Below are 18,605 nucleotides of genomic sequence, written 5' to 3' on the forward strand. Positions count from 1 at the left end.
TACATAAAACAAACTCTCTTGGAGAAATATAATGAAAAAATCAACATTATTTATCATTCTTCTTGGTATTGTTAGTCTATTTTCTGACATGACATATGAAGGTGCAAGAAGCATTACTGGACCTTTTCTTGCATTTTTAGGTGCCTCTGGTGCAGTTGTTGGTTTTGTTGCTGGATTTGGAGAACTCATTGGCTACGGACTCAGACTTGTCTCAGGATACATTGCAGACAAAACTGGAAAATACTGGACTATAACCATAGTTGGATATTTCATAAATCTCTTTGCTGTGCCTGCCCTTGCACTTGTTGGACATTGGCAATTGGCTGTTTTGTTGATAATAGTAGAAAGAGCTGGAAAAGCTTTGAGAACTCCTGCAAGAGATGCGATGCTATCCCATGCAACAGTAGAAATTGGAAGGGGATGGGGCTTTGGACTTCATGAAGCAATGGATCAGATTGGTGCGATGCTTGGTCCAATGATTGTGGCAGCAGTATTTTACTTTAATGGAAGTTATAAAACAGCCTTTGGAGTTTTATTAATTCCTGCTATCCTTGCAATGACAGTTTTATTTACAGCAAGATTGCTTTATCCATCACCAAGAGACCTTGAAATAAAAGTTCCACAGCTTGAGACAAAGGGATTAAGCAAAGTTTACTGGATTTATTTAGCTGCGGTTGCACTAAATGGTGCAGGATATGCAGACTTTCCTCTTATTGCATATCACTTCAAAAAAGTAGCCACAGTTTCTGAAGAATGGATTCCAGTATTTTATGCAATAGCAATGGGAGTGGATGCACTCTCTGCCCTTGTTTTTGGTAAACTTTTTGATAAAAAGGGATTAAGCGTGCTCGCCATCTCTGTAATGCTTTCTTCATTTTTTGCTCCTTTGGTTTTTCTCGGAGGATTTTACTTAAGCCTATTTGGAATGATTCTTTGGGGAATAGGAATGGGAGCTCAGGAGTCAATAATGAGAGCAGCTGTGGCAATGCTCGTTCCTAAAGAAAAAAGAGGAACTGGCTACGGCATATTCAACACAGGATATGGAGTCTTCTGGTTCTTAGGAAGTGCACTTTTAGGACTTCTCTATGACTTCTCTATCCCAACACTTATAATTATCTCTGTAATCCTTCAGCTTTCCGCAGTTCCTTTGTTGGTGAAAGTTAAATTTTTGATGAAGTGATTTTTTCATTAAAATGTCTATAAAAGCTTGTTAACTTTTATAAAATCTTCTGGACTGTTGAAAGCTGTAAAAAACAAAGGACTTCCAGAAAAGGACAAAGGAGAAACAGGTCCAACACTCATAAAAGAGTATTCTCTATTTGAATAATCTAATGCAGAATGAGGATCACGAAAAGATTGATACAGCCTAATTGAACTTTCATCACCACCCGCAATCTCTCGTAAAGCCCACAGCTCATCTCCAAGTGCAAGTCCAAAGCCAAAAAAGTAAACTCTCATCATATGTACTATGTCTTTATGAAGACTTGAAAGAGTTTGACTTATGAATAACCATCCTAATCCATATTTACGAGTTGTTCTTACTGCATCTATCAAAGTTTGACGAAGTTGTTCTTTATATTCACTTTCTTCATATTTATGTTTTGAAGCAAATCTATGGGCTTCATCAAAAACTACAAGAGTATTAAGATTTTTATTTTCAATGTAAGCCTTACTTCCTAAATGAATAATATTTTGTAAAAGTTTATAAATAATAGCTGCCTCAATATTTTCGTTCCAATACAAATCTGGTATTTGTTCTCTTGACAAATCAATAATAACAATTGGTTTATTATCTTCATTAGACAATAAGGCTTGTGAAATTAATTCATTAATTTTTATACAATTTACTCGCTCTGTGCTAAAAAGTTTTGCCACAGGTCGCCAACTTTCACGATACACCCTAAAATAGAAATAGAAATCTACTAAAATAGAGAGGCTCCTTTGTGTATAATAGTTTATATGGAAACAACAAAATCACCCATTGGGTGAACTATTATACACAAGGAGCTTAAGATATGATAAAACAAACTCTGCTTAATTTCAAGTTTAAAAGAACAGATGAAAAGTTAACTCCCCATGCAGGAGCTACTCTTTTTACAGAATTCATGTTGGCTTTTGGAGTTAAAAAGCTTATTCAGAGGATAATGCCATCTCCGGGTTCAAACAGAGGATATGATGCTTGGCAATATATTCATCCCATCGTTCTTATGTTACTTGCAGGAGGAAGACACATAGATGATTTAAGAGAAATTGCTGAAGATAAAGCTTTAAGGGAGAGCACTGGCATGGGAAAAGTCCCATCAAGCTCTGCAGTAGGTGACTGGATAAGAAGAAGTGGCAATGGCGAAGGCATAGTTAAATTGAAAACAGTTATAGATGAAGCAAACAGGAAAGCATTGCAAATACATGAAGCGAAAGAATATACTCTTTGGTCAGCCCCTACAATAATAGAGACTGAAAAGTATGATGCAAAGATGACCTATAAAGGGGTGAAGGGGTACAAACCTATAGTTACCGCATTTAAGGAGTTGCCCATTATCGTTTATCATGAGTTTAGGCATGGGAATGTAGCGGGAGTTCCACTTCAAGCACTTTCACATGCATATGAACTGTTGCCTGAAGGAAAAAGGATAAAGCATGCCTGTCTTGACAGTGAGTTTTACACAGCAGAAGTAATAAATTTTCTCAGAAGCAAAGGCACAACATTCAGTATAGTAGCAGATAAGACAGGGGCAGTGATGGATGCTATAAAGAGAATAAAGCATTGGAGAGAATTGAGGACAGAGGAAGGGATACTTACAAACAGGCAGATAGGGGAGACAGTGCATGTTATGAAGGGCACAGAGGCATTCAGGCTGGTTGTGCAGAGGTGGAAGAAAGAGCAGATAGATTTATTTGATAGCGAGCCTTATTGTTACCATGTGATAGCAACTGACAGAGAAAGTTCAGCAGAAGAAGTTGTATGGGAGTATAACAAGCGGGGGCAGATGGAGAATATTATTAAGGAATTAAAGAACGGGATAGGGATGGAGAGTTTACCCAGCGGAGAATTTGGGGGAAATGCGATGTGGTTTTGTCTTGGAGTGCTTGCATATAATGTTTTTGTTTTGAAGAGGGAGCTTATTCCCAACTTCATCAATTTTCAGCCTTTAAAAATATCAAAAGCTTTATAATTCAATAAGTTATATCTTTTTTCATTCAATTTTGTAGTCTAACTTAATTTTATTATTTTTGCCTATTTATTCCCTTAAATATTGACTTTTTTGTCTAATTTTTGTATACTAATATAAAAAAGGAGGTAACTATGTTCGTAAAAGAATCTTGGTCAACAAAAAAGGTAAAAAATACAAAACCTACGAAATATCTAAAGCTTACAGAGACAAAAAAACTAAAAAGGTTAGGCATGAAAAAATTGCCAATATCACTCACTTAGGTGAGCCTCTTATTTCCAAAATAAGGCAACTGCTTAAGTCACCTGAGAAAAATGTTGTAGTAGACAAAGACAAGTTTTTTGAGGATGCAACTTCAGTAGGGCATATACTGTTACTGTTAGGATTTATGATGAAGATAGGATTTCTGGGATGGTTAAGGCATTTTCCAAAGAAGGTAAGAGATTTGCTTTTGGCAGTAGTGCTTAACAGGATAATAGAGCCAAGGAGTAAGTATGCATCAGTGGGATGGATACGAAGAAGTGGTTTTATGGAACTGTTTGATTTAAGGGAAGAGGATATGCATGTAAATGAGATATACAGGGCAATGGACAAGTTGTATGAGAAGATGGATAATGTGTTAGATGATTTTTATAAGACGGGAGCACAAGGGACAAAGTTGTTGCTTTATGATATTACCTCAGTATACTTTGAGGGTCAAGGACCTCTGGGGCTTGCAAGATATGGATACTCAAGGGATGGGAAGCCTGATAAAAAGCAAGTATTGTTGTGTTTATGTTTGAACGAGAATAAATTTCCAGTGCATTTTGATGTTATAGAAGGCAACATATCAGATAAGGAGACAGTAAAGGGACTAATAAGTCAGTTAAAGAAGAGATACGACATCAAGGAGGCAGTATTTATAGGAGACAGGGGGATGGTGACATTACAGAATATAGAGTATCTTGAGAGAGAGGGGATAAACTACATATTAGCGATGAGATTTAGGGAAGCAAAGAAAATGGTAGTGCAGAAGGGTATACAGTTAGATATATTTCAGAAGGAGTTGCCAGTGACCATCTATATAAGTGAAGAGGAAGGGGTAAAGAGCAGATATGTACTATGTGGGTCTGAATACAGAGAAAGCCATGACAGGGAGACATTGGAAAGTATACTTAAGACAGTTGTCAAGAATTTTGTGTCTCATGCGCAAATCTCATCTGAAACATTTGTTGAAGTTCATACAATACCCCACGAGATACAGCCATCGGTTTGCTCCATCTGCCTTTTCTTATTTTATCTACTATCACATATATAGCCACTGATGCAGTTTTCTCAGATTGAAAATACCCTCCAGAGTTTACCCTTAAGACTTCCAGCCTGCTATTTATATTCTCTACCGCATTCGTTGTATATATGTGCTTTCTTATCTCTTCTGGATATTTCTTGTAACAAAAATAATTCTCCTTCTTGCTATTTAGCATCTTTATATAGGCAGGATATTTCTTTTCAAATCTCTTTAGCACATCTTCAAATTCCCTGACAGTATCCTCATAATCGCCTATGTGTTTTATTCTGTTAATCTCTTCACTAAACTGCCTTGCATCAGCCTTTGACATATTTTTGTAAATATTTCTTTGCATATGAACAAGGCAAAGTTGATGGTCAGTTTGAGGAAATAAGGTCTTTACAGCCTCACTAAGCCCTGGAAAATCATCAGAGACAATTATCATTACTCTCCTCAATCCCCTGCTAATCAGATTGTTAAATATCTTGAGCCAATCTCCTTTGTTTTCTGAGCCAATAAAAACATAATACCCATACAAATCTTTCTTCATCTGCATATCTATCCCTAAAACCGTATAGATGACTGCTTTACGAATTCTTCTGCTTTCATCCTTCATCTCTGTATGATATGCATCACAAAATAGGGCAAAACAATCAGAAGGCAGTTCTCGGCTTACTAATTCTTTTGCTTTACTGTATAACTCCTCTTTTAACTCCTCTATTTGCTCAGGAGAATATGGAAGATTCATGCTTTTCTGGAAGACTTTTGATTTTTGATGGAGAGTAACTCTGCAGAATCAGATTTAGGATGAAATCCTCAAAATCTTTGTCAAATCTTTTCCAATGAGGTGGTAGCACTGCGGAGCGAAATCTTCCCTGTCTGTCTCTTGGCACTGACAAATTTAAATTTCCAAACATACATCCGAGCTGTCTTTGATAAAACCCATTTGATTTGTTGTCAGAGTCTGCCTCTACAAAAAAATCTCTTTCTTTCTTCATCAATAAATTAAAAAGCATCTCAGCTAAAACTTTAATGCTTTCCTGAGGTGGCATCTCTGCAATTTCTTTAATAAAATTTTCAAGCCCAAACTGCCTTATCACTTCCCATTCCTTCTTTTTTAAGGTTATTCCATAAATTGTTTTTTTTTGTGCTATTATTCTTTTTAGTTCCCATTTTCCTCTAATCCAAAAAATATCTGCACAATAGACACAATTTTATTATAACCTCCTCAGAAGGAGTTGCCAGTGACCATCTATATAAGTGAAGAGGAAGGGGTAAAGAGCAGATATGTACTATGTGGGTCTGAATACAGAGAAAGCCATGACAGGGAGACATTGGAAAGTATACTTAAAAGGGGCAGGGAGGCATTGGAAAAAGTAAGGCAGATGGTAGAAAGAGGAAAGCTAAGAGACAGGGAGAAAATACTGAGGAGGGCGCAGAGGAAACTGACAAAAAGTGGAGCTGAGAATTATTATGATTTCAGATACAAAGAAGGCAGATTTCAGATAATAGCAAAGCAAGAAGCTATAAAGAAGGCATATGATATGTGTGGGAAGTATATTTTGCAGACGACATTAATGAAGGAAGAAGATGAAGAAATAGAGAGGCAGTATAAGGAATTACAGACAGTGGAGGATGCATTCAAGCAGTTAAAGGATTTTGTAGAGATAAGACCGATATATCATTATAAAGACAGGAGAGTAAGGACGCATATATTTTTATGTGTGGTAGCCCAGACAGTGTTAAACAGGCTAATGGATGAGTTGAAGGAGAAAGGATGGTTAAGGGAGAGCAAAGAAAACAGTCTGAAGAAGTGTTTGGACAAATTTTATGAGATAGGGATAGGAGGTTTTGAGATAGAGGGGGAGAAAATAAGGATTATGAGCAAAGCTAAGGAGGAACATAAAAAGATACTTAGAATATTGGGAGTAGGGGATAAGATTTTCAGAACTTACGAAAGTGCGAGAGAATTTTGTAGGCTAATCTAAAAATTATAACTCATTGATTTTAAAATTTTTTTATTCAAAAGTTGATGAAGTGGGGTGTCTCTGTCGGTTTATTTATCCATTCCCATAAATTCCTATATGTAAATAGGTTTAGTCTCAACAATGCAACTAGATTACTTAATGACCATCCAAATGTTGATAACTCCTTCAGATACTTCAGTATCAGTATCGCTATTAATGCCGTCCATATCTGTATCTTAAGTGCATTCGCTGATGTCCCTACAAAGGTTTTTACTCTTAGATTTTGTTTCAATGTCTTAAAAAATCTGCCCTGCCATCTGTCTTTGTATATCTCTGATATGGTCGTTGCACCAAAGTTCAGTTGGTTCGTGAGTAGCACAACTGTATCTTTTGTTTCCTTATCCATGACCTCTATCCTCCGTAGCTCATATGGACAGTCTTGCTCTGCATAAAAACCCTTAAGCTTGATTATCTCGTCCCGAATTATGTTTCTGTTCTTTGGCACTGGTAGGCTCTTTATCACTTTATAAGAGGCGTTGTCCTTTAACCTTGTTACAAAATATACCCCCTCCTCTGTCCATCTACCAAATAAAGCATAGTCAACACACCCTCTGTCTATTACTACTATGGCACCAGAACAAAATTGAAGTCTCCTTAATATGTTTACTTCGTGCACTTTACCTTCTGTTATATGCGCATATTCAGATAAATATCCTGAGTGGTCAAGTAGTAAATGCAACTTTACCGCACCTTTAGTCTTTCTGAATTTTGCCCAGTCAAATACTGTTGCACACAACTCTATTACAGATGCATCAAAGCTCATTAGCTTGTTCTTAAATCTGAATTTCCTCTTGCCAGTAAATTTAGACTGACATCTCTGAAGAAGCATATAAAATACTGCTTGAAAAAGTTCCCACGGTCTGTGTTCATTTGCATAGGCAAGGGTAGAGCTCTTTGGAGCTTCTTTTATACCAAGATGCCTTAACTTGCCAACGCAACTGGCAAGTCCATTACATATCTCTCTTAGAGAATGCGCCTGCCCAAGTTGACAAAATAACATAGCTACAAATTGCCCCCAACTCGTAAACCCTTTTGCTCTACGCTCAGCTTCTGTCTGCTTTGACTGACTTCTCAAATTCTAATCTTGGAAAAAGGGATAGAATTTGACTGAAAATACTGCTATACTTATTCATATACACCTCCGATCTGGGTCTTTAATTTTTAAGCTAAATGTTTATCTATTTTACCCAGATCGGAGCTTTTTAAAAAATTTATTTTGGACAAGAGTGCTTGTGGATAATTGAAAAATCTTCGTTTCACAACAGACTCCACCAAGAAGACAAGGTACTCCCTGAGATTAATCATTCTGACGGACGCCTCGCAATACCCCTTTTTTCCGTCATTTCGAGGATACGCAGAGCATAAAGCAATCTTGTTTTTTCCTTACATAAAGAGAGATTACCACGCTTGCCTGACAGGTTAGCAATGACGAAAAAAATTGAACGGTGAGGCTTACTATGAAAGATAAAATTGTCATTGAAATGCCTTTTTTCTTTAATTCAAATTAATCTTGCATGTTACCTTTTAGTAACATCAAAATCAGCAATGTTACCCTTTGGTAACAAATTAATTTATAAAAATCTTGATTTTTTTGATTTTCTATCATGGTATATTTTTTGCTATATAACAAATTGACTTTTCAGCTAATAATCCTAAAAAAGGAGGTGAGAAGAAATCATATCTGATTCTTTTGAATTTTTATCTTAATTCAATCTTAAGAAAGGAGGTTGAAGTATGGAGGAAAAAAAGAAGGGTGTAAGTGAGGATTGGCTGGCGTTTTGGCTTGCTATTGTTATCTTTTTGATTTCTCTCCTATCCTATGCTGGCATGGACCCTCTTGGCTGGGTTGTAAGCACTAAAGAATGGACAGATTCAAGTAAAGCAATGGCTCCAACAGGAAAGGTATATCAAAGTGTTAAGGGTGAGATTGTAAAAATTGATGGCAACAAAATCACAATTAAAAAAGCAGATGGAAAAGAGGAGACTGTAACAGTTAAAGATCCAACTGCCTACAAAGTTGGGGATATTTATGAGAAAAAAGGTCTTTCAGGTTTTGCCTCTTTAGTGCTTACCTACATATTTATGGCAGTTATATTCTCAATCGGTGCGGCTTTGATGCGAGCGAATATAGTGAAGTTTAACATAGGATTTTTCTTTATATTCTGGCTGAGCTACCTCTGCTGGTTCATTGGTCATTATGCCTATTTTGCTGCTACAGATGCAAAAAAGGCAGGAGTTCCTTGGTCTCTGAAACTTACAGGAGAGGGTGGTTTTATCTTTGCTCTCTTACTCGGACTTATCATTGGTAACTTCTTTAGACCCTTTGCAAAATTCATTGGTGAAGCCCTTAAGCCAGAGTTTTACATTAAAACAGCAATCGGACTCATGGGTGCTTTACTCGGACTGAAATCTGCTGAAGCATTTGGATTGGCTTCAGCAGTTCTCTTCAGAGGACTTTGTGCAATTATTGAAGCATATCTTATTTACTGGGCACTTGTTTACTTCATAGCAAGGAAGTGGTTTAAATTCAGCAAGGAATGGGCTGCCCCACTTGCATCAGGAATTTCAATATGCGGTGTCTCAGCAGCAATTGCAACAGGTGGAGCAATAAAAGCAAGACCGGTTGTTCCTATTATGGTCAGCTCACTTGTTGTTATATTCGCAGTTGTTGAGCTTATAATTCTTCCATTCTTCGCACAGGCATTCTTATGGAAAGAGCCAATGGTTGCAGGTGCATGGATGGGACTTGCAGTTAAAACAGATGGAGCAGCATTCGCATCTGGTGCAGTTGTTGATGCATTAATAAGAGCTAAGGCTGAAACAGCTGCAGGAATAAAATATGAGCCCGGATGGATGTTGATGGCAGCATCAACAACAAAGCTGTTTATTGATATATTCATCAGCATTTGGGCATTCATCCTTGCCTACATCTGGTGTGCAAAGATTGAGTGCAAACCCGGAGAGAAGGTATCTGCAAAAGAAATTTGGAGAAGATTTCCAAAATTTGTCATGGCTTATGCAGTAACATTTATCGTAATTCTTCTTATTTCAGCACCACATGCTCCTAAAGTTAAGCCCGTAGAAACTCAGATAGACAAAATTAAGAAAGAGATTACATCCGTTGAAAAACAACTTGCAACAGTCACTGAACCTGCACAGCAAGCTCAATTAACCGCTCAGATTGATGAAAAGAAAGCCAAAATCAAAGAACTTGAAGCAAGCATTAAAGATTCAAAGAAAGTGACAAACGATACAAAAGTTGCGACAGCAGGAACAAATGCTCTAAGAGTGCTTTTCTTCTTAATAACATTCTTTACCATAGGAGTAATGTCTGACTTCAGAAAACTTTGGGAAGAGGGAATCGGAAGACTTGCTGTTGTTTATCTGATATGTCTATTCGGATTCATACTCTGGATTGGTTTGATAATTTCTTACATATTCTTCCACGGAGTTAAACCTCCGATAATAACAGGATAAAAGGAGGTAAACTATGGCAGAAGAACCAAAACTTGTAGAAGAGCTTCAAAAAATGGAAGCAGAATATGAACCCCTGCTTCCTATTGAAAAGAAACTCATTGTTTGGAGTGTTGCTCTTGGTTTAATCTTACTCATCATCTTAGTATGGGTAAGCTACACTTTCTTCCCTGCATCCCACGGATAAAAAGCAAAAGGGGGAGCACACCGCTCCCCCTCTTATTAACACTTTCCTTTTGCTCTTCAAATAGCAACTTTTTATCTTAATTGTAAACACCCTGAGTGCTGATTTACAATCCATTCGTTATCAGTTTGCCTTTTATTTTTTGTCATTGTGGTCTTCACGAAAGTGATGCTTGGCAATATCAAAAAATGGGATTGCTTCGTCGCGAAGCCTGTCGAGAGCCGAAGGCGTGGCGACCTATCGCAATGACGATGAGGGTGTCATTGCGAGCCTGACCGCCTGTTTTTTTCCGTCATTGCGAGCCTCACCAAAGGTGAGGCGAGGCAATCTCATAAAAGAAGAGATTGCCTCGGGACTAAAGTACTTCCCACTTACAAGGAAAGAATTCGCAATAATAGGAAAGACAAACAATCCAAAATTCACCATCCACCAATCACTTCGTATCAAAGGTCAAATTGACTTTCTATATGCATCTTTCACCCTTTTATATATTATTGATTTTTTCGTTAAAATTATTTTAGTATTAATTTAAGTTATAAATTCATAAAAAAAACATATGGAGGCAGGTATGGAAAAATTAATTATTTTATTGGCGCTTTTTTCTCCTGTGATTCTGATAGCTGGAGTTATTTTTAAATTCTATCAAATCTCTAAAATGCCTCTCAATGTTCGTTGGGAAATCTATCCTGTACCACACGGGAAAAAAGATGGTGGTTCATATCTTGAGGAAACAGACTGGATATCTAAGGAACATAAAAAAAACACTATTGCAGAAATTACAGAACCATTGAAAGAAATTTTTTACCTGCATAGAGTTAAAAAGTTTAATACTTATGGTTTATGGCTCTGGTCAATGGCTCTTCATTGGGGATTGTGGTTGATGTTTTTATGGATTTTCTTCATTATAATTGCTCAGTTTACTGAAAGTTTTAATCTATCAAATTTTGCTTTCGTGCCATATTTTGCATACTTTTTAGGCATTATAGGCTCTACAGGACTTATTCTTAAAAGACTATTAAACAGGGAATTAAAACTGTACACCTCTGGAATTGATTATTTCAATCTTTTTTTCCTTCTTTCAATTTTCAGCACAGGATTTTTAATGGCAACTAAAGAAAATTTTGTCAATGAAAACTTTGCTTATGTGAACGGAATAGCAAATCTGAATCTTGCATTATCAGAAATTTCAATAATTACTATAATTCATTTTGTCCTCTTTGAAATTTTTCTCATTTATATCCCATTTTCAAGATTTTTTCATGGACCTGTAAAATTCTTTACTTTTCATAAAATATTGTGGAACGATGAATACCAGAAAAAAGCATCATCTGAAGAGAGGAAAATTATGCAGCAGCTAAATTCCAAAGTAAAGTGGGCAGGACCGCATATTTTGCCAGAACAATCATGGCTTGATAATGCAAAAAATACAAATCTTCATGAAAAATAAGGAGGAAACCATGAAAGCTCTAAGAGATTTTTCACGAGAAACAAAGGACCCTTTAGTTGAGATAAAACTACAGGATTTAGTATCTCTATCTCCTTATATTAATGAAGAGGACGGATTAAAAGATTTATCCAATGAGTTAAAAGAAAAGTATAATTTCTCCCTTGACGGTTTTTCTGGGTTTCCATTTCCTGAGCCATCGGAAGAAGAAAAGGAAAAAATAGTGAAAAAATTTCTCTCTGCAGTAGAAAAACTTTTAAATCCTGAATCCAACTGGACATTTTTAAAGCCCTTCTCTCTTTCTCTAAAGTATTGCGTGAAGTGTAATACTTGCGCAGAAGCCTGTCATGTTTATGTAGGAAGCGGAAAAAAGGAAATATACAGGCCAAATTTTCGCTCTGAAATTTTAAGAAGAATATATAAAAGATATTTCACCGCAAGCGGAAAACTACTGAAATCTTTTGTAGGTGCTGATATAGAAGCTACATATACAGCAATAAGGAGACTCTTGGAGCTTGCATATCGTTGCACGCTTTGTAGAAGATGCGTCCTTTATTGTCCAGTAGGAATAGACAATGGCTTAATAGCAAGAGAGATAAGAAAATTATTTAGTCAGGAACTTGGCATGGCTCCTGTTGAGGTTTACAAGAAAGGAACTAGACTTCACCTTAAAGTAGGTTCATCTACTGGAATGGGTCCTAATGCATTTAAGGACATAATAAAATTCATTGAAGAAGAGATAGGTGAAAAAACAGGAAGAAAAATAAAAATTCCTGTTGATAAAAAGGGAGCTGATATTCTCTTGCTTCACAACGGTGGTGAGTATCTTGCATGGCCAGACCACATAGCAGCCTTTGCAATACTATTTGACTTAGCTGGAGTTAATTATACCTTAAGCAGTGAAACTCTTGGTTATGATGGAGTAAATTACGGTGCATGGTATGATGATGTAGAGCTCGCAAGAGTTGGTTTAAGGCATCTTCAGATTGCCCATGATTTGGGAGTAAAAAAACTTGTAATTGGTGAGTGTGGACACTCTCATAAAGTTTATACAGTTATTTTTGACAGGATACTTCCTGCAAGCTCACCTTTGTGGAATATACAAAGAGAGTCTTGTTTGCCTCTGATGTGGGAAATAGTCAAAAGTGGAAAGATTAAATTTGACCCAAATAGAAACAACTTCCCAATTACAATGCATGATTCATGTAATATTGTTAGACTCATGGGTATTGTTAATCCCCAAAGACAAATTTTAAAAGCTTTAACACCTGGGACATTCAGAGAAATGACTCCAAATCGTTCTTATAATTATTGTTGTGGTGGAGGAAGCGGGTTTGCAATAATTCGTTCTCTTAATTTTCCAATTTGGAGAAACAAAGTTTCTCTAAGAATGAAAACAAAGCAGATTCTTGAAACTTTCAATGATGTTTTGGAAAAAGACACTCCAAAACTTGTAGTTGCTACTTGTTCTAATTGTAAGGGAACGTTAAGGGATATGATTCATACATATGGATTGTTTGATAAATTTAAAATTAACTATTCAGGGTTAGCAGAGGTAATTGTCAATGCTATAGCTGAATTGCCACCATTTTTAAATCTTGAGGAGTTGCCAGAGTAAATATGTTAAAATTTTAGTAAATATGTTAAAATTTTAATCTATGGCAAATATTATGATGACAATTCAGTATGATGGAACAAATTATCTGGGATGGCAAAGACAAAAAAAGGGCAATGCTGTTCAGGCTAAGATTGAAGAGGCTTTGAGTGAAATTTTTAAAAAAGAAATTAAAATTCGTGGAGCAGGAAGAACTGATGCAGGCGTTCATGCTCTATCTCAAGTCGCATCGTTTAAAGAAGCTTTAAAGTTACCCCTTTATATTCTAAAAAAGGCTGTAAATTCCCTGCTTCCATCGGATATAAGGGTGATAAACATACAAGAGGTTGATGACACTTTCCATCCCAGATTCTCCGCAAAAAGAAAATCTTACATATACTATCTTTACAATGATGAAGAATGCTCATGTTTTATTCAAAGATATGTATGGCACTACAAAAGAAAGCTAAACCTTTCAGCCATGCAGGATGCTGCAAGGCTATTCATTGGATGTCATGATTTTACAGCCTTTTCAGGAAGCACTGATGTAAAAGATAAAGTGAGAACCATTTATGATTTAAGTGTAGAACCTGTTGAGTCACTTTGTTTTCTCGACATGGAAATAAGAGGTTCTTTTTTAAAATTCAGGATTGAGGCTGATGGATTTTTAAAATATATGGCAAGAAACATTGTGGGATGTTTAGTTGAAGTTGGAAGAGGCGGACTATCAATGGACAATATTCAAGAAGCCATAAATACGGGGAAGAGACCTAACCCTTTAAGAACAGCTCCTCCCCAAGGTCTTTTTCTTGAGAAAATTACCTATTAACCCTCTTCTGATTCAAATTTTTCCATTATTTCAATCTTTTCTTGACAGTCCCTGCAATAAATTGCAAATGGCAGTATTTTAAGTCTCTCCTCAGGTATCTCCTCTCCACACATTTCGCAGAGTCCATAAGTTCCTTCATCAAGCTTTCTTAAAGCCTCTTCTATTTTTTTTAGAATATCCCTGTGCGTGCTTAATTGCTTAAGGCTTATATCTTCAGAGATATCTATTGCACTTAAATCGGCATCATCCAATACTGTTTCTATAACCTGCCTTTTCTCAGCACTCTGGAACTTCTTCATCTCCTCTTTTGCTTCCTGCAGTATCTGCTCTTTCATTTTATTGAGCATCTTTTTTAATCTGTCCTTTCTTTCACTGTCAATTTTCATTAGATTTAAACCTCCATTATTTCTTTCTCTTTTTGCTCAAGTGCCTTGTCTATCTTTTCAATGAAAGAATTTGTTATTTTCTGTATCTCTTCCTGAGCTCTGCGGGAATCATCTTCACTTAGCTTTTTATCTTTTTCAGCTTTCTTTATTTCCTCAATAATATCACGCCTTATGTTTCTTACAGCAACCCTTGCCTCTTCAGCTCTTTTTCTCACTACTTTTACAAGCTGCTTTCTCGTTTCTTCTGTGAGCGGAGGGATATTAAGCTTAATTGTTTTTCCATCGTTCATAGGAGTTAGTCCAAGGTCAGACTTCATTATGGCTTTTTCAATTTCACCAATCATTCTTTGTTCCCACGGCTGAATAGTAATTAACCTCGGCTCTGGAATTCCTAATGTTGCAACCTGATTTAAGGGAACTTTGTTTCCATAATATTCAACCCTGATGTTGTCAAGAATTGAAAGGGAGGCTCTACCTGTTCTGAAAGTGGATAGGTCCTTTTTAAACACTTCTAACGCCAAATTCATTTTTTCATTAGCCTTCTTCTTGAACTCCTGTATCATCTTTCACCTCTCTTAAAACAATACTTCCTATTTTTTCTCCCAAAATTATTTTTTGTAAACTATCTGGATTTCGGATATTGAACACAACAATAGGAAGATTATTATCCATGCAAAGAGTTATCGCGGTAGAGTCCATTACTTTCAAAGAGTTTCTTATAACATCCATATAAGTAAGGGTTTCAAATTTTTTAGCCTTAGGGTCTTTAACAGGGTCTGAAGAATATATACCATCTACCTTTGTTCCTTTCAAAATTACATCAGCACCTATCTCAATTGCCCTTAAAGCAGCTGCTGTATCAGTAGTAAAATAGGGATTTCCTGTGCCAGCTGCAAAAATCACAACTCTTCCCTTCTCAAGATGCCTTATTGCTTTTCTTCTTATATAAGGCTCTGCAAGTTCTCTCATCTCAATGGCTGACTGAACTCTTGTATTCATTCCTATCTTTTCAAGGGCATTCTGCAAAGCTAACGCATTCATTACTGTCGCAAGCATACCCATATAATCGGCTGTTGCCCTTTCTATGCCTTGCTCCGCTGCCTCAATACCTCTGAAAATATTCCCACCACCAATCACAATTGCAATTTCTACGCCTAAATCATATGCCTTCTTAATCTCCTGTGCCATGTAATTAACAGTGTTGGGATCAATACCATAGCCCTTCTGTCCCATCAGGGCTTCGCCACTGAGCTTCAAAAGAACTCTTTTGTAAAAAAGTTTATTCACTCTGTCCTACCTGAAAACGCACAAATCTTTTCAACACAATGTTTTCACCAAATTTTGCGATTTTCTCAGTTATCAAATCCTTTATTTTTCTTTCAGTCTCCCTAATAAAAGGTTGTTCAAGAAGACACATCTCTTCAAAGAATTTTTCCAGTTTTCCTTCAATAATTTTCTCAACAACCTGTGGAGGTTTATTTCCAGTTATTTGGGCTTTGTATATTTCTTTCTCCTTTTCAATCACATCCTGAGGAACATCATCTCTGCTTACATATTGGGGATTTGCAGCTGCGATATGCATTGCTATATCCTTTGCAAGCTGACGGAACTCCTCATTTCTTGCAACAAAGTCTGTTTCGCAATTAAGCTCAATCATAACTCCGATTTTATCCATATGAATATAAGAAGCGATTATTCCCTCTGAAGCTGTTCTTCCAGCCTTTTTCTGGGCTGTTGCAAGCCCTTTCTGCCTTAAATACTCTATTGCTTTATTAAAATCTCCACCAGATGATTCAAGGGCTTTTTTGCATTCCATCATGCCAGCCCCTGTTTTTTCTCTAAGTTCCTTAACCATTTGAGCAGTTATTGCCATTTTTCTCCTCCTTTACTGTTCTATGTAATCTTCAGATGATTTTTGATACTCCTCTTCTTGGAGTATTTTTTCTTTAATTGCTGATTTTTCAGCTTCCTCTTCTAATTTTTTGATAAACAACTCTCGCCCTTCTATAACCGCATCTGCCATTTTTGATGTTATGAGCTTTATAGCTCTTATTGCATCGTCATTTCCGGGAATTACATAATCAACAACATCAGGGTCACAGTTAGTATCTACAATAGCCACAATAGGAATACCAAGTTTATTTGCCTCTGCAACAGCTATTTTCTCCTTTTTTATATCAACCATGTATATTGCATTTGGAAGTTCCATCATATCTTTTATGCCAGCAAGATTAGCTTCAAGTCTCTGTCTTTCTTTCTCAAGCTTAGTAATTTCTTTCTTAGTGTGATAATATATACTTCCATCCTCTTTCATCTGTTCAATTCTCTGCCACTTTTCTACGCTTTTTCTAACTGTAGAGAAATTTGTCAACATTCCACCCAGCCAGCGATGATTAATATAAAAAACTCCTGCTCTTTTTGCCTCCTCTGCTATTGCTTCTTGTGCCTGCTTTTTAGTTCCTACAAAGAGAATTCCTTCGCCCCGTGAGGCAATGTCTTTAAGAAATTCATAGGCTTCCTCAACTGCCTTTACTGTTTTTTGAAGGTCAATGATGTGAATCCCGTTACGCTCTGCGAAGATATACTTTTTCATCTTAGGATTCCAACGTTTGACCTGATGCCCGAAATGAGCTCCTGCTTCAAGAAGCTCTTTCATTGTGATAACTGACATATTTTCCTCCCTAAATGGTTATTTCCTCCGCCCTTTCTCCTTAACCTTTTAGGCACCATCGGAGAAATTTATGGGCGTGTGTTTTAGGAGGTCAAAGACCTCCTGCATTAAGTTTAAAATTTATCATATTTCACCAATTTGTTTCAACATTATTTCAACAAAAATATCAAATTTCTTGAACAGTGTTAGAAAAATGGTTTAAATTAGATAAAAAACATAAGCCTGAAATTGAATTTGAGGTTAAAAATGTAACTGTTAACACTCTTGTCCAAAATAAATTTTTTAAAAAGCTCCGATCTGGGTAAAATAGATAAACATTTAGCTTAAAAATTAAAGACCCAGATCGGAGGTGTATATGAATAAGTATAGCAGTATTTTCAGTCAAATTCTATCCCTTTTTCCAAGATTAGAATTTGAGAAGTCAGTCAAAGCAGACAGAAGCTGAGCGTAGAGCAAAAGGGTTTACGAGTTGGGGGCAATTTGTAGCTATGTTATTTTGTCAACTTGGGCAGGCGCATTCTCTAAGAGAGATATGTAATGGACTTGCCAGTTGCGTTGGCAAGTTAAGGCATCTTGGTATAAAAGAAGCTCCAAAGAGCTCTACCCTTGCCTATGCAAATGAACACAGACCGTGGGAACTCTTTCAAGCAGTATTTTATATGCTTCTTCAGAGATGTCAGTCTAAATTTACTGGCAAGAGGAAATTCAGATTTAAGAACAAGCTAATGAGCTTTGATGCATCTGTAATAGAGTTGTGTGCAACAGTATTTGACTGGGCAAAATTCAGAAAGACTAAAGGTGCGGTAAAGTTGCATTTACTACTTGACCACTCAGGATATTTACCTGAATATGCGCATATAACAGAAGGTAAAGTGCACGAAGTAAACATATTAAGGAGACTTCAATTTTGTTCTGGTGACATAGTAGTAATAGACAGAGGGTGTGTTGACTATGCTTTATTTGGTAGATGGACAGAGGAGGGGGGTATATTTTGTAACAAGGTTAAAGGACAACGCCTCTTATAAAGTGATAAAGAGCCTACCAGTGCCAAAGAACAGAAACATAATTCGGGACGAGATAATCAAGCTTAAGGGTTTTTATGCAGAGCAAGACTGTCCATATGAGCTACGGAGGATAGAGGTCATGGATAAGGAAACAAAAGATACAGTTGTGCTACTCACGAACCAACTGAACTTTGGTGCAACGACCATATCAGAGATATACAAAGACAGATGGCAGGGCAGATTTTTTAAGACATTGAAACAAAATCTAAGAGTAAAAACCTTTGTAGGGACATCAGCGAATGCACTTAAGATACAGATATGGACGGCATTAATAGCGATACTGATACTGAAGTATCTGAAGGAGTTATCAACATTTGGATGGTCATTAAGTAATCTGGTTGCATTGTTGAGACTAAACCTATTTACATATAGGAATTTATGGGAATGGATAAATAAACCGACAGAGACACCGCAAATTGAGCCTCAAATAGAACAGTTAAAATTTAGACTTGTTTAATTGGACAGCAAATAAAAAGAAAGGGGGGTAACCTGATT

At 36.6% G+C, this 18,605-nt stretch carries 18 protein-coding genes and 1 pseudogene; 11 read left to right on the forward strand and 8 right to left on the reverse strand.

Annotation, left to right across the window (positions count from 1 at the left end; translation table 11 throughout):
• Positions 1-31 precede the first annotated feature (31 nt).
• Positions 32-1,180, forward strand: a complete 1,149-nt coding sequence (locus ACYQ3P_RS00190) for an MFS transporter (protein ID WP_460175951.1) — start codon at positions 32-34, stop codon at positions 1,178-1,180.
• 17 nt (positions 1,181-1,197) lie between these two features.
• On the opposite strand, the gene ACYQ3P_RS00195 is transcribed toward ACYQ3P_RS00190, so the two are convergent.
• Positions 1,198-1,875: an ATP-binding protein gene (locus tag ACYQ3P_RS00195; protein WP_460175952.1), complete on the reverse strand. Its 678-nt coding sequence runs from the start codon at positions 1,873-1,875 to the stop codon at positions 1,198-1,200.
• Between the two features lie 140 nt (positions 1,876-2,015).
• Here ACYQ3P_RS00195 and ACYQ3P_RS00200 point away from each other — a divergent pair, with 140 nt between their 5' ends.
• Positions 2,016-3,173 (forward strand): IS1380 family transposase, encoded by a 1,158-nt coding sequence (locus ACYQ3P_RS00200; RefSeq protein ID WP_460175953.1) that lies wholly within the window; start codon positions 2,016-2,018, stop codon positions 3,171-3,173.
• 148 nt (positions 3,174-3,321) lie between these two features.
• Positions 3,322-4,467: an IS1634 family transposase gene (locus tag ACYQ3P_RS00205; protein WP_460175954.1), complete on the forward strand. Its 1,146-nt coding sequence runs from the start codon at positions 3,322-3,324 to the stop codon at positions 4,465-4,467.
• 40 nt (positions 4,468-4,507) lie between these two features.
• Here ACYQ3P_RS00205 and ACYQ3P_RS00210 read toward each other — a convergent pair.
• Positions 4,508-5,489, reverse strand: a pseudogene (locus ACYQ3P_RS00210) (IS256 family transposase); the annotation flags it as partial.
• A 192-nt stretch (positions 5,490-5,681) separates the two neighbouring features.
• Between ACYQ3P_RS00210 and ACYQ3P_RS00215 the strand changes: the two are divergent.
• A complete protein-coding gene (locus tag ACYQ3P_RS00215; RefSeq protein ID WP_460175955.1) occupies positions 5,682-6,425 on the forward strand; it encodes an IS1634 family transposase in 744 nt (247 codons plus the stop codon).
• Between the two features lie 34 nt (positions 6,426-6,459).
• Here the strand turns inward: ACYQ3P_RS00215 and ACYQ3P_RS00220 are convergent, their stop codons facing one another.
• The gene (locus ACYQ3P_RS00220; protein ID WP_460175956.1) at positions 6,460-7,539 is read right to left on the reverse strand and encodes an IS4 family transposase; all 1,080 of its coding nucleotides are present in this window, start codon (positions 7,537-7,539) and stop codon (positions 6,460-6,462) included.
• Between the two features lie 659 nt (positions 7,540-8,198).
• On the opposite strand from ACYQ3P_RS00220, the gene ACYQ3P_RS00225 reads away from it, so the two are divergent.
• The 5 genes from ACYQ3P_RS00225 to truA all read left to right on the forward strand — a co-directional run bounded on the left by ACYQ3P_RS00225 (position 8,199) and on the right by truA (position 13,989).
• Entirely contained in the window at positions 8,199-9,941 is a 1,743-nt protein-coding gene (locus ACYQ3P_RS00225) for a putative sulfate exporter family transporter (RefSeq protein ID WP_460175957.1), read from the forward strand.
• Between the two features lie 13 nt (positions 9,942-9,954).
• On the forward strand, positions 9,955-10,125 hold the full coding sequence (locus ACYQ3P_RS00230; protein WP_460175958.1) for a hypothetical protein: 171 nt from the start codon (positions 9,955-9,957) through the stop codon (positions 10,123-10,125).
• Positions 10,126-10,690: 565 nt separating this feature from the next.
• Complete coding sequence (locus ACYQ3P_RS00235; protein WP_460175959.1) at positions 10,691-11,569, forward strand: respiratory nitrate reductase subunit gamma; 879 nt, start codon at positions 10,691-10,693, stop codon at positions 11,567-11,569.
• Between the two features lie 10 nt (positions 11,570-11,579).
• Positions 11,580-13,184, forward strand: a complete 1,605-nt coding sequence (locus ACYQ3P_RS00240) for a (Fe-S)-binding protein (protein WP_460175960.1) — start codon at positions 11,580-11,582, stop codon at positions 13,182-13,184.
• A gap of 40 nt (positions 13,185-13,224) precedes the next feature.
• On the forward strand, positions 13,225-13,989 hold the full coding sequence (gene truA / locus ACYQ3P_RS00245) for a tRNA pseudouridine(38-40) synthase TruA (protein WP_460175961.1): 765 nt from the start codon (positions 13,225-13,227) through the stop codon (positions 13,987-13,989).
• On the opposite strand, the gene ACYQ3P_RS00250 is transcribed toward truA, so the two are convergent.
• From ACYQ3P_RS00250 to rpsB, 5 genes are read right to left on the reverse strand one after another with little or no spacing between them, the layout of a single operon-like run.
• A complete protein-coding gene (locus ACYQ3P_RS00250; RefSeq protein ID WP_460175962.1) occupies positions 13,986-14,375 on the reverse strand; it encodes a TraR/DksA family transcriptional regulator in 390 nt (129 codons plus the stop codon). The two genes, truA and ACYQ3P_RS00250, sit on opposite strands and share 4 nt — an antisense overlap.
• A 5-nt stretch (positions 14,376-14,380) precedes the next feature.
• Positions 14,381-14,902 (reverse strand): ribosome recycling factor, encoded by a 522-nt coding sequence (gene frr, locus ACYQ3P_RS00255; RefSeq protein ID WP_460178021.1) that lies wholly within the window; start codon positions 14,900-14,902, stop codon positions 14,381-14,383.
• 7 nt (positions 14,903-14,909) lie between these two features.
• Positions 14,910-15,662 carry a UMP kinase gene (pyrH, locus tag ACYQ3P_RS00260; protein ID WP_460175963.1) on the reverse strand — a complete coding sequence of 251 codons (753 nt, stop codon included), beginning with the start codon at positions 15,660-15,662 and terminating at the stop codon, positions 14,910-14,912.
• Positions 15,655-16,248 carry a translation elongation factor Ts gene (tsf, locus tag ACYQ3P_RS00265; RefSeq protein ID WP_460175964.1) on the reverse strand — a complete coding sequence of 198 codons (594 nt, stop codon included), beginning with the start codon at positions 16,246-16,248 and terminating at the stop codon, positions 15,655-15,657. The genes pyrH and tsf overlap by 8 nt, the downstream gene beginning before the upstream one ends.
• 12 nt (positions 16,249-16,260) lie before the next feature.
• The gene (gene rpsB, locus ACYQ3P_RS00270) at positions 16,261-17,046 is read right to left on the reverse strand and encodes a 30S ribosomal protein S2 (RefSeq protein ID WP_460175965.1); all 786 of its coding nucleotides are present in this window, start codon (positions 17,044-17,046) and stop codon (positions 16,261-16,263) included.
• A 413-nt stretch (positions 17,047-17,459) separates the two neighbouring features.
• Here rpsB and ACYQ3P_RS00275 point away from each other — a divergent pair, with 413 nt between their 5' ends.
• Positions 17,460-18,071, forward strand: a complete 612-nt coding sequence (locus ACYQ3P_RS00275) for an IS4 family transposase (protein ID WP_460175966.1) — start codon at positions 17,460-17,462, stop codon at positions 18,069-18,071.
• A complete protein-coding gene (locus ACYQ3P_RS00280) occupies positions 17,998-18,567 on the forward strand; it encodes a transposase (protein WP_460175967.1) in 570 nt (189 codons plus the stop codon). Before ACYQ3P_RS00275 ends, ACYQ3P_RS00280 begins: the two co-directional genes overlap by 74 nt.
• Positions 18,568-18,605: the final 38 nt, after the last annotated feature.

This window comes from Thermodesulfovibrio hydrogeniphilus, assembly GCF_054657355.1.

Bases quoted from the DNA above. Each gene is read 5' to 3' on its own strand.
- tsf (WP_460175964.1), bottom strand. From the start codon at position 16,248: ATGGCAATAACTGCTCAAATGGTTAAGGAACTTAGAGAAAAAACAGGG.
- ACYQ3P_RS00240 (WP_460175960.1), top strand. From the start codon at position 11,580: ATGAAAGCTCTAAGAGATTTTTCACGAGAAACAAAGGACCCTTTAGTT.
- ACYQ3P_RS00235 (WP_460175959.1), top strand. From the start codon at position 10,691: ATGGAAAAATTAATTATTTTATTGGCGCTTTTTTCTCCTGTGATTCTG.
- ACYQ3P_RS00225 (WP_460175957.1), top strand. From the start codon at position 8,199: ATGGAGGAAAAAAAGAAGGGTGTAAGTGAGGATTGGCTGGCGTTTTGG.
- ACYQ3P_RS00250 (WP_460175962.1), bottom strand. From the start codon at position 14,375: ATGAAAATTGACAGTGAAAGAAAGGACAGATTAAAAAAGATGCTCAAT.
- ACYQ3P_RS00230 (WP_460175958.1), top strand. From the start codon at position 9,955: ATGGCAGAAGAACCAAAACTTGTAGAAGAGCTTCAAAAAATGGAAGCA.
- frr (WP_460178021.1), bottom strand. From the start codon at position 14,902: ATGAATTTGGCGTTAGAAGTGTTTAAAAAGGACCTATCCACTTTCAGA.
- truA (WP_460175961.1), top strand. From the start codon at position 13,225: ATGGCAAATATTATGATGACAATTCAGTATGATGGAACAAATTATCTG.
- ACYQ3P_RS00200 (WP_460175953.1), top strand. From the start codon at position 2,016: ATGATAAAACAAACTCTGCTTAATTTCAAGTTTAAAAGAACAGATGAA.
- rpsB (WP_460175965.1), bottom strand. From the start codon at position 17,046: ATGTCAGTTATCACAATGAAAGAGCTTCTTGAAGCAGGAGCTCATTTC.
- ACYQ3P_RS00190 (WP_460175951.1), top strand. From the start codon at position 32: ATGAAAAAATCAACATTATTTATCATTCTTCTTGGTATTGTTAGTCTA.
- ACYQ3P_RS00280 (WP_460175967.1), top strand. From the start codon at position 17,998: ATGCTTTATTTGGTAGATGGACAGAGGAGGGGGGTATATTTTGTAACA.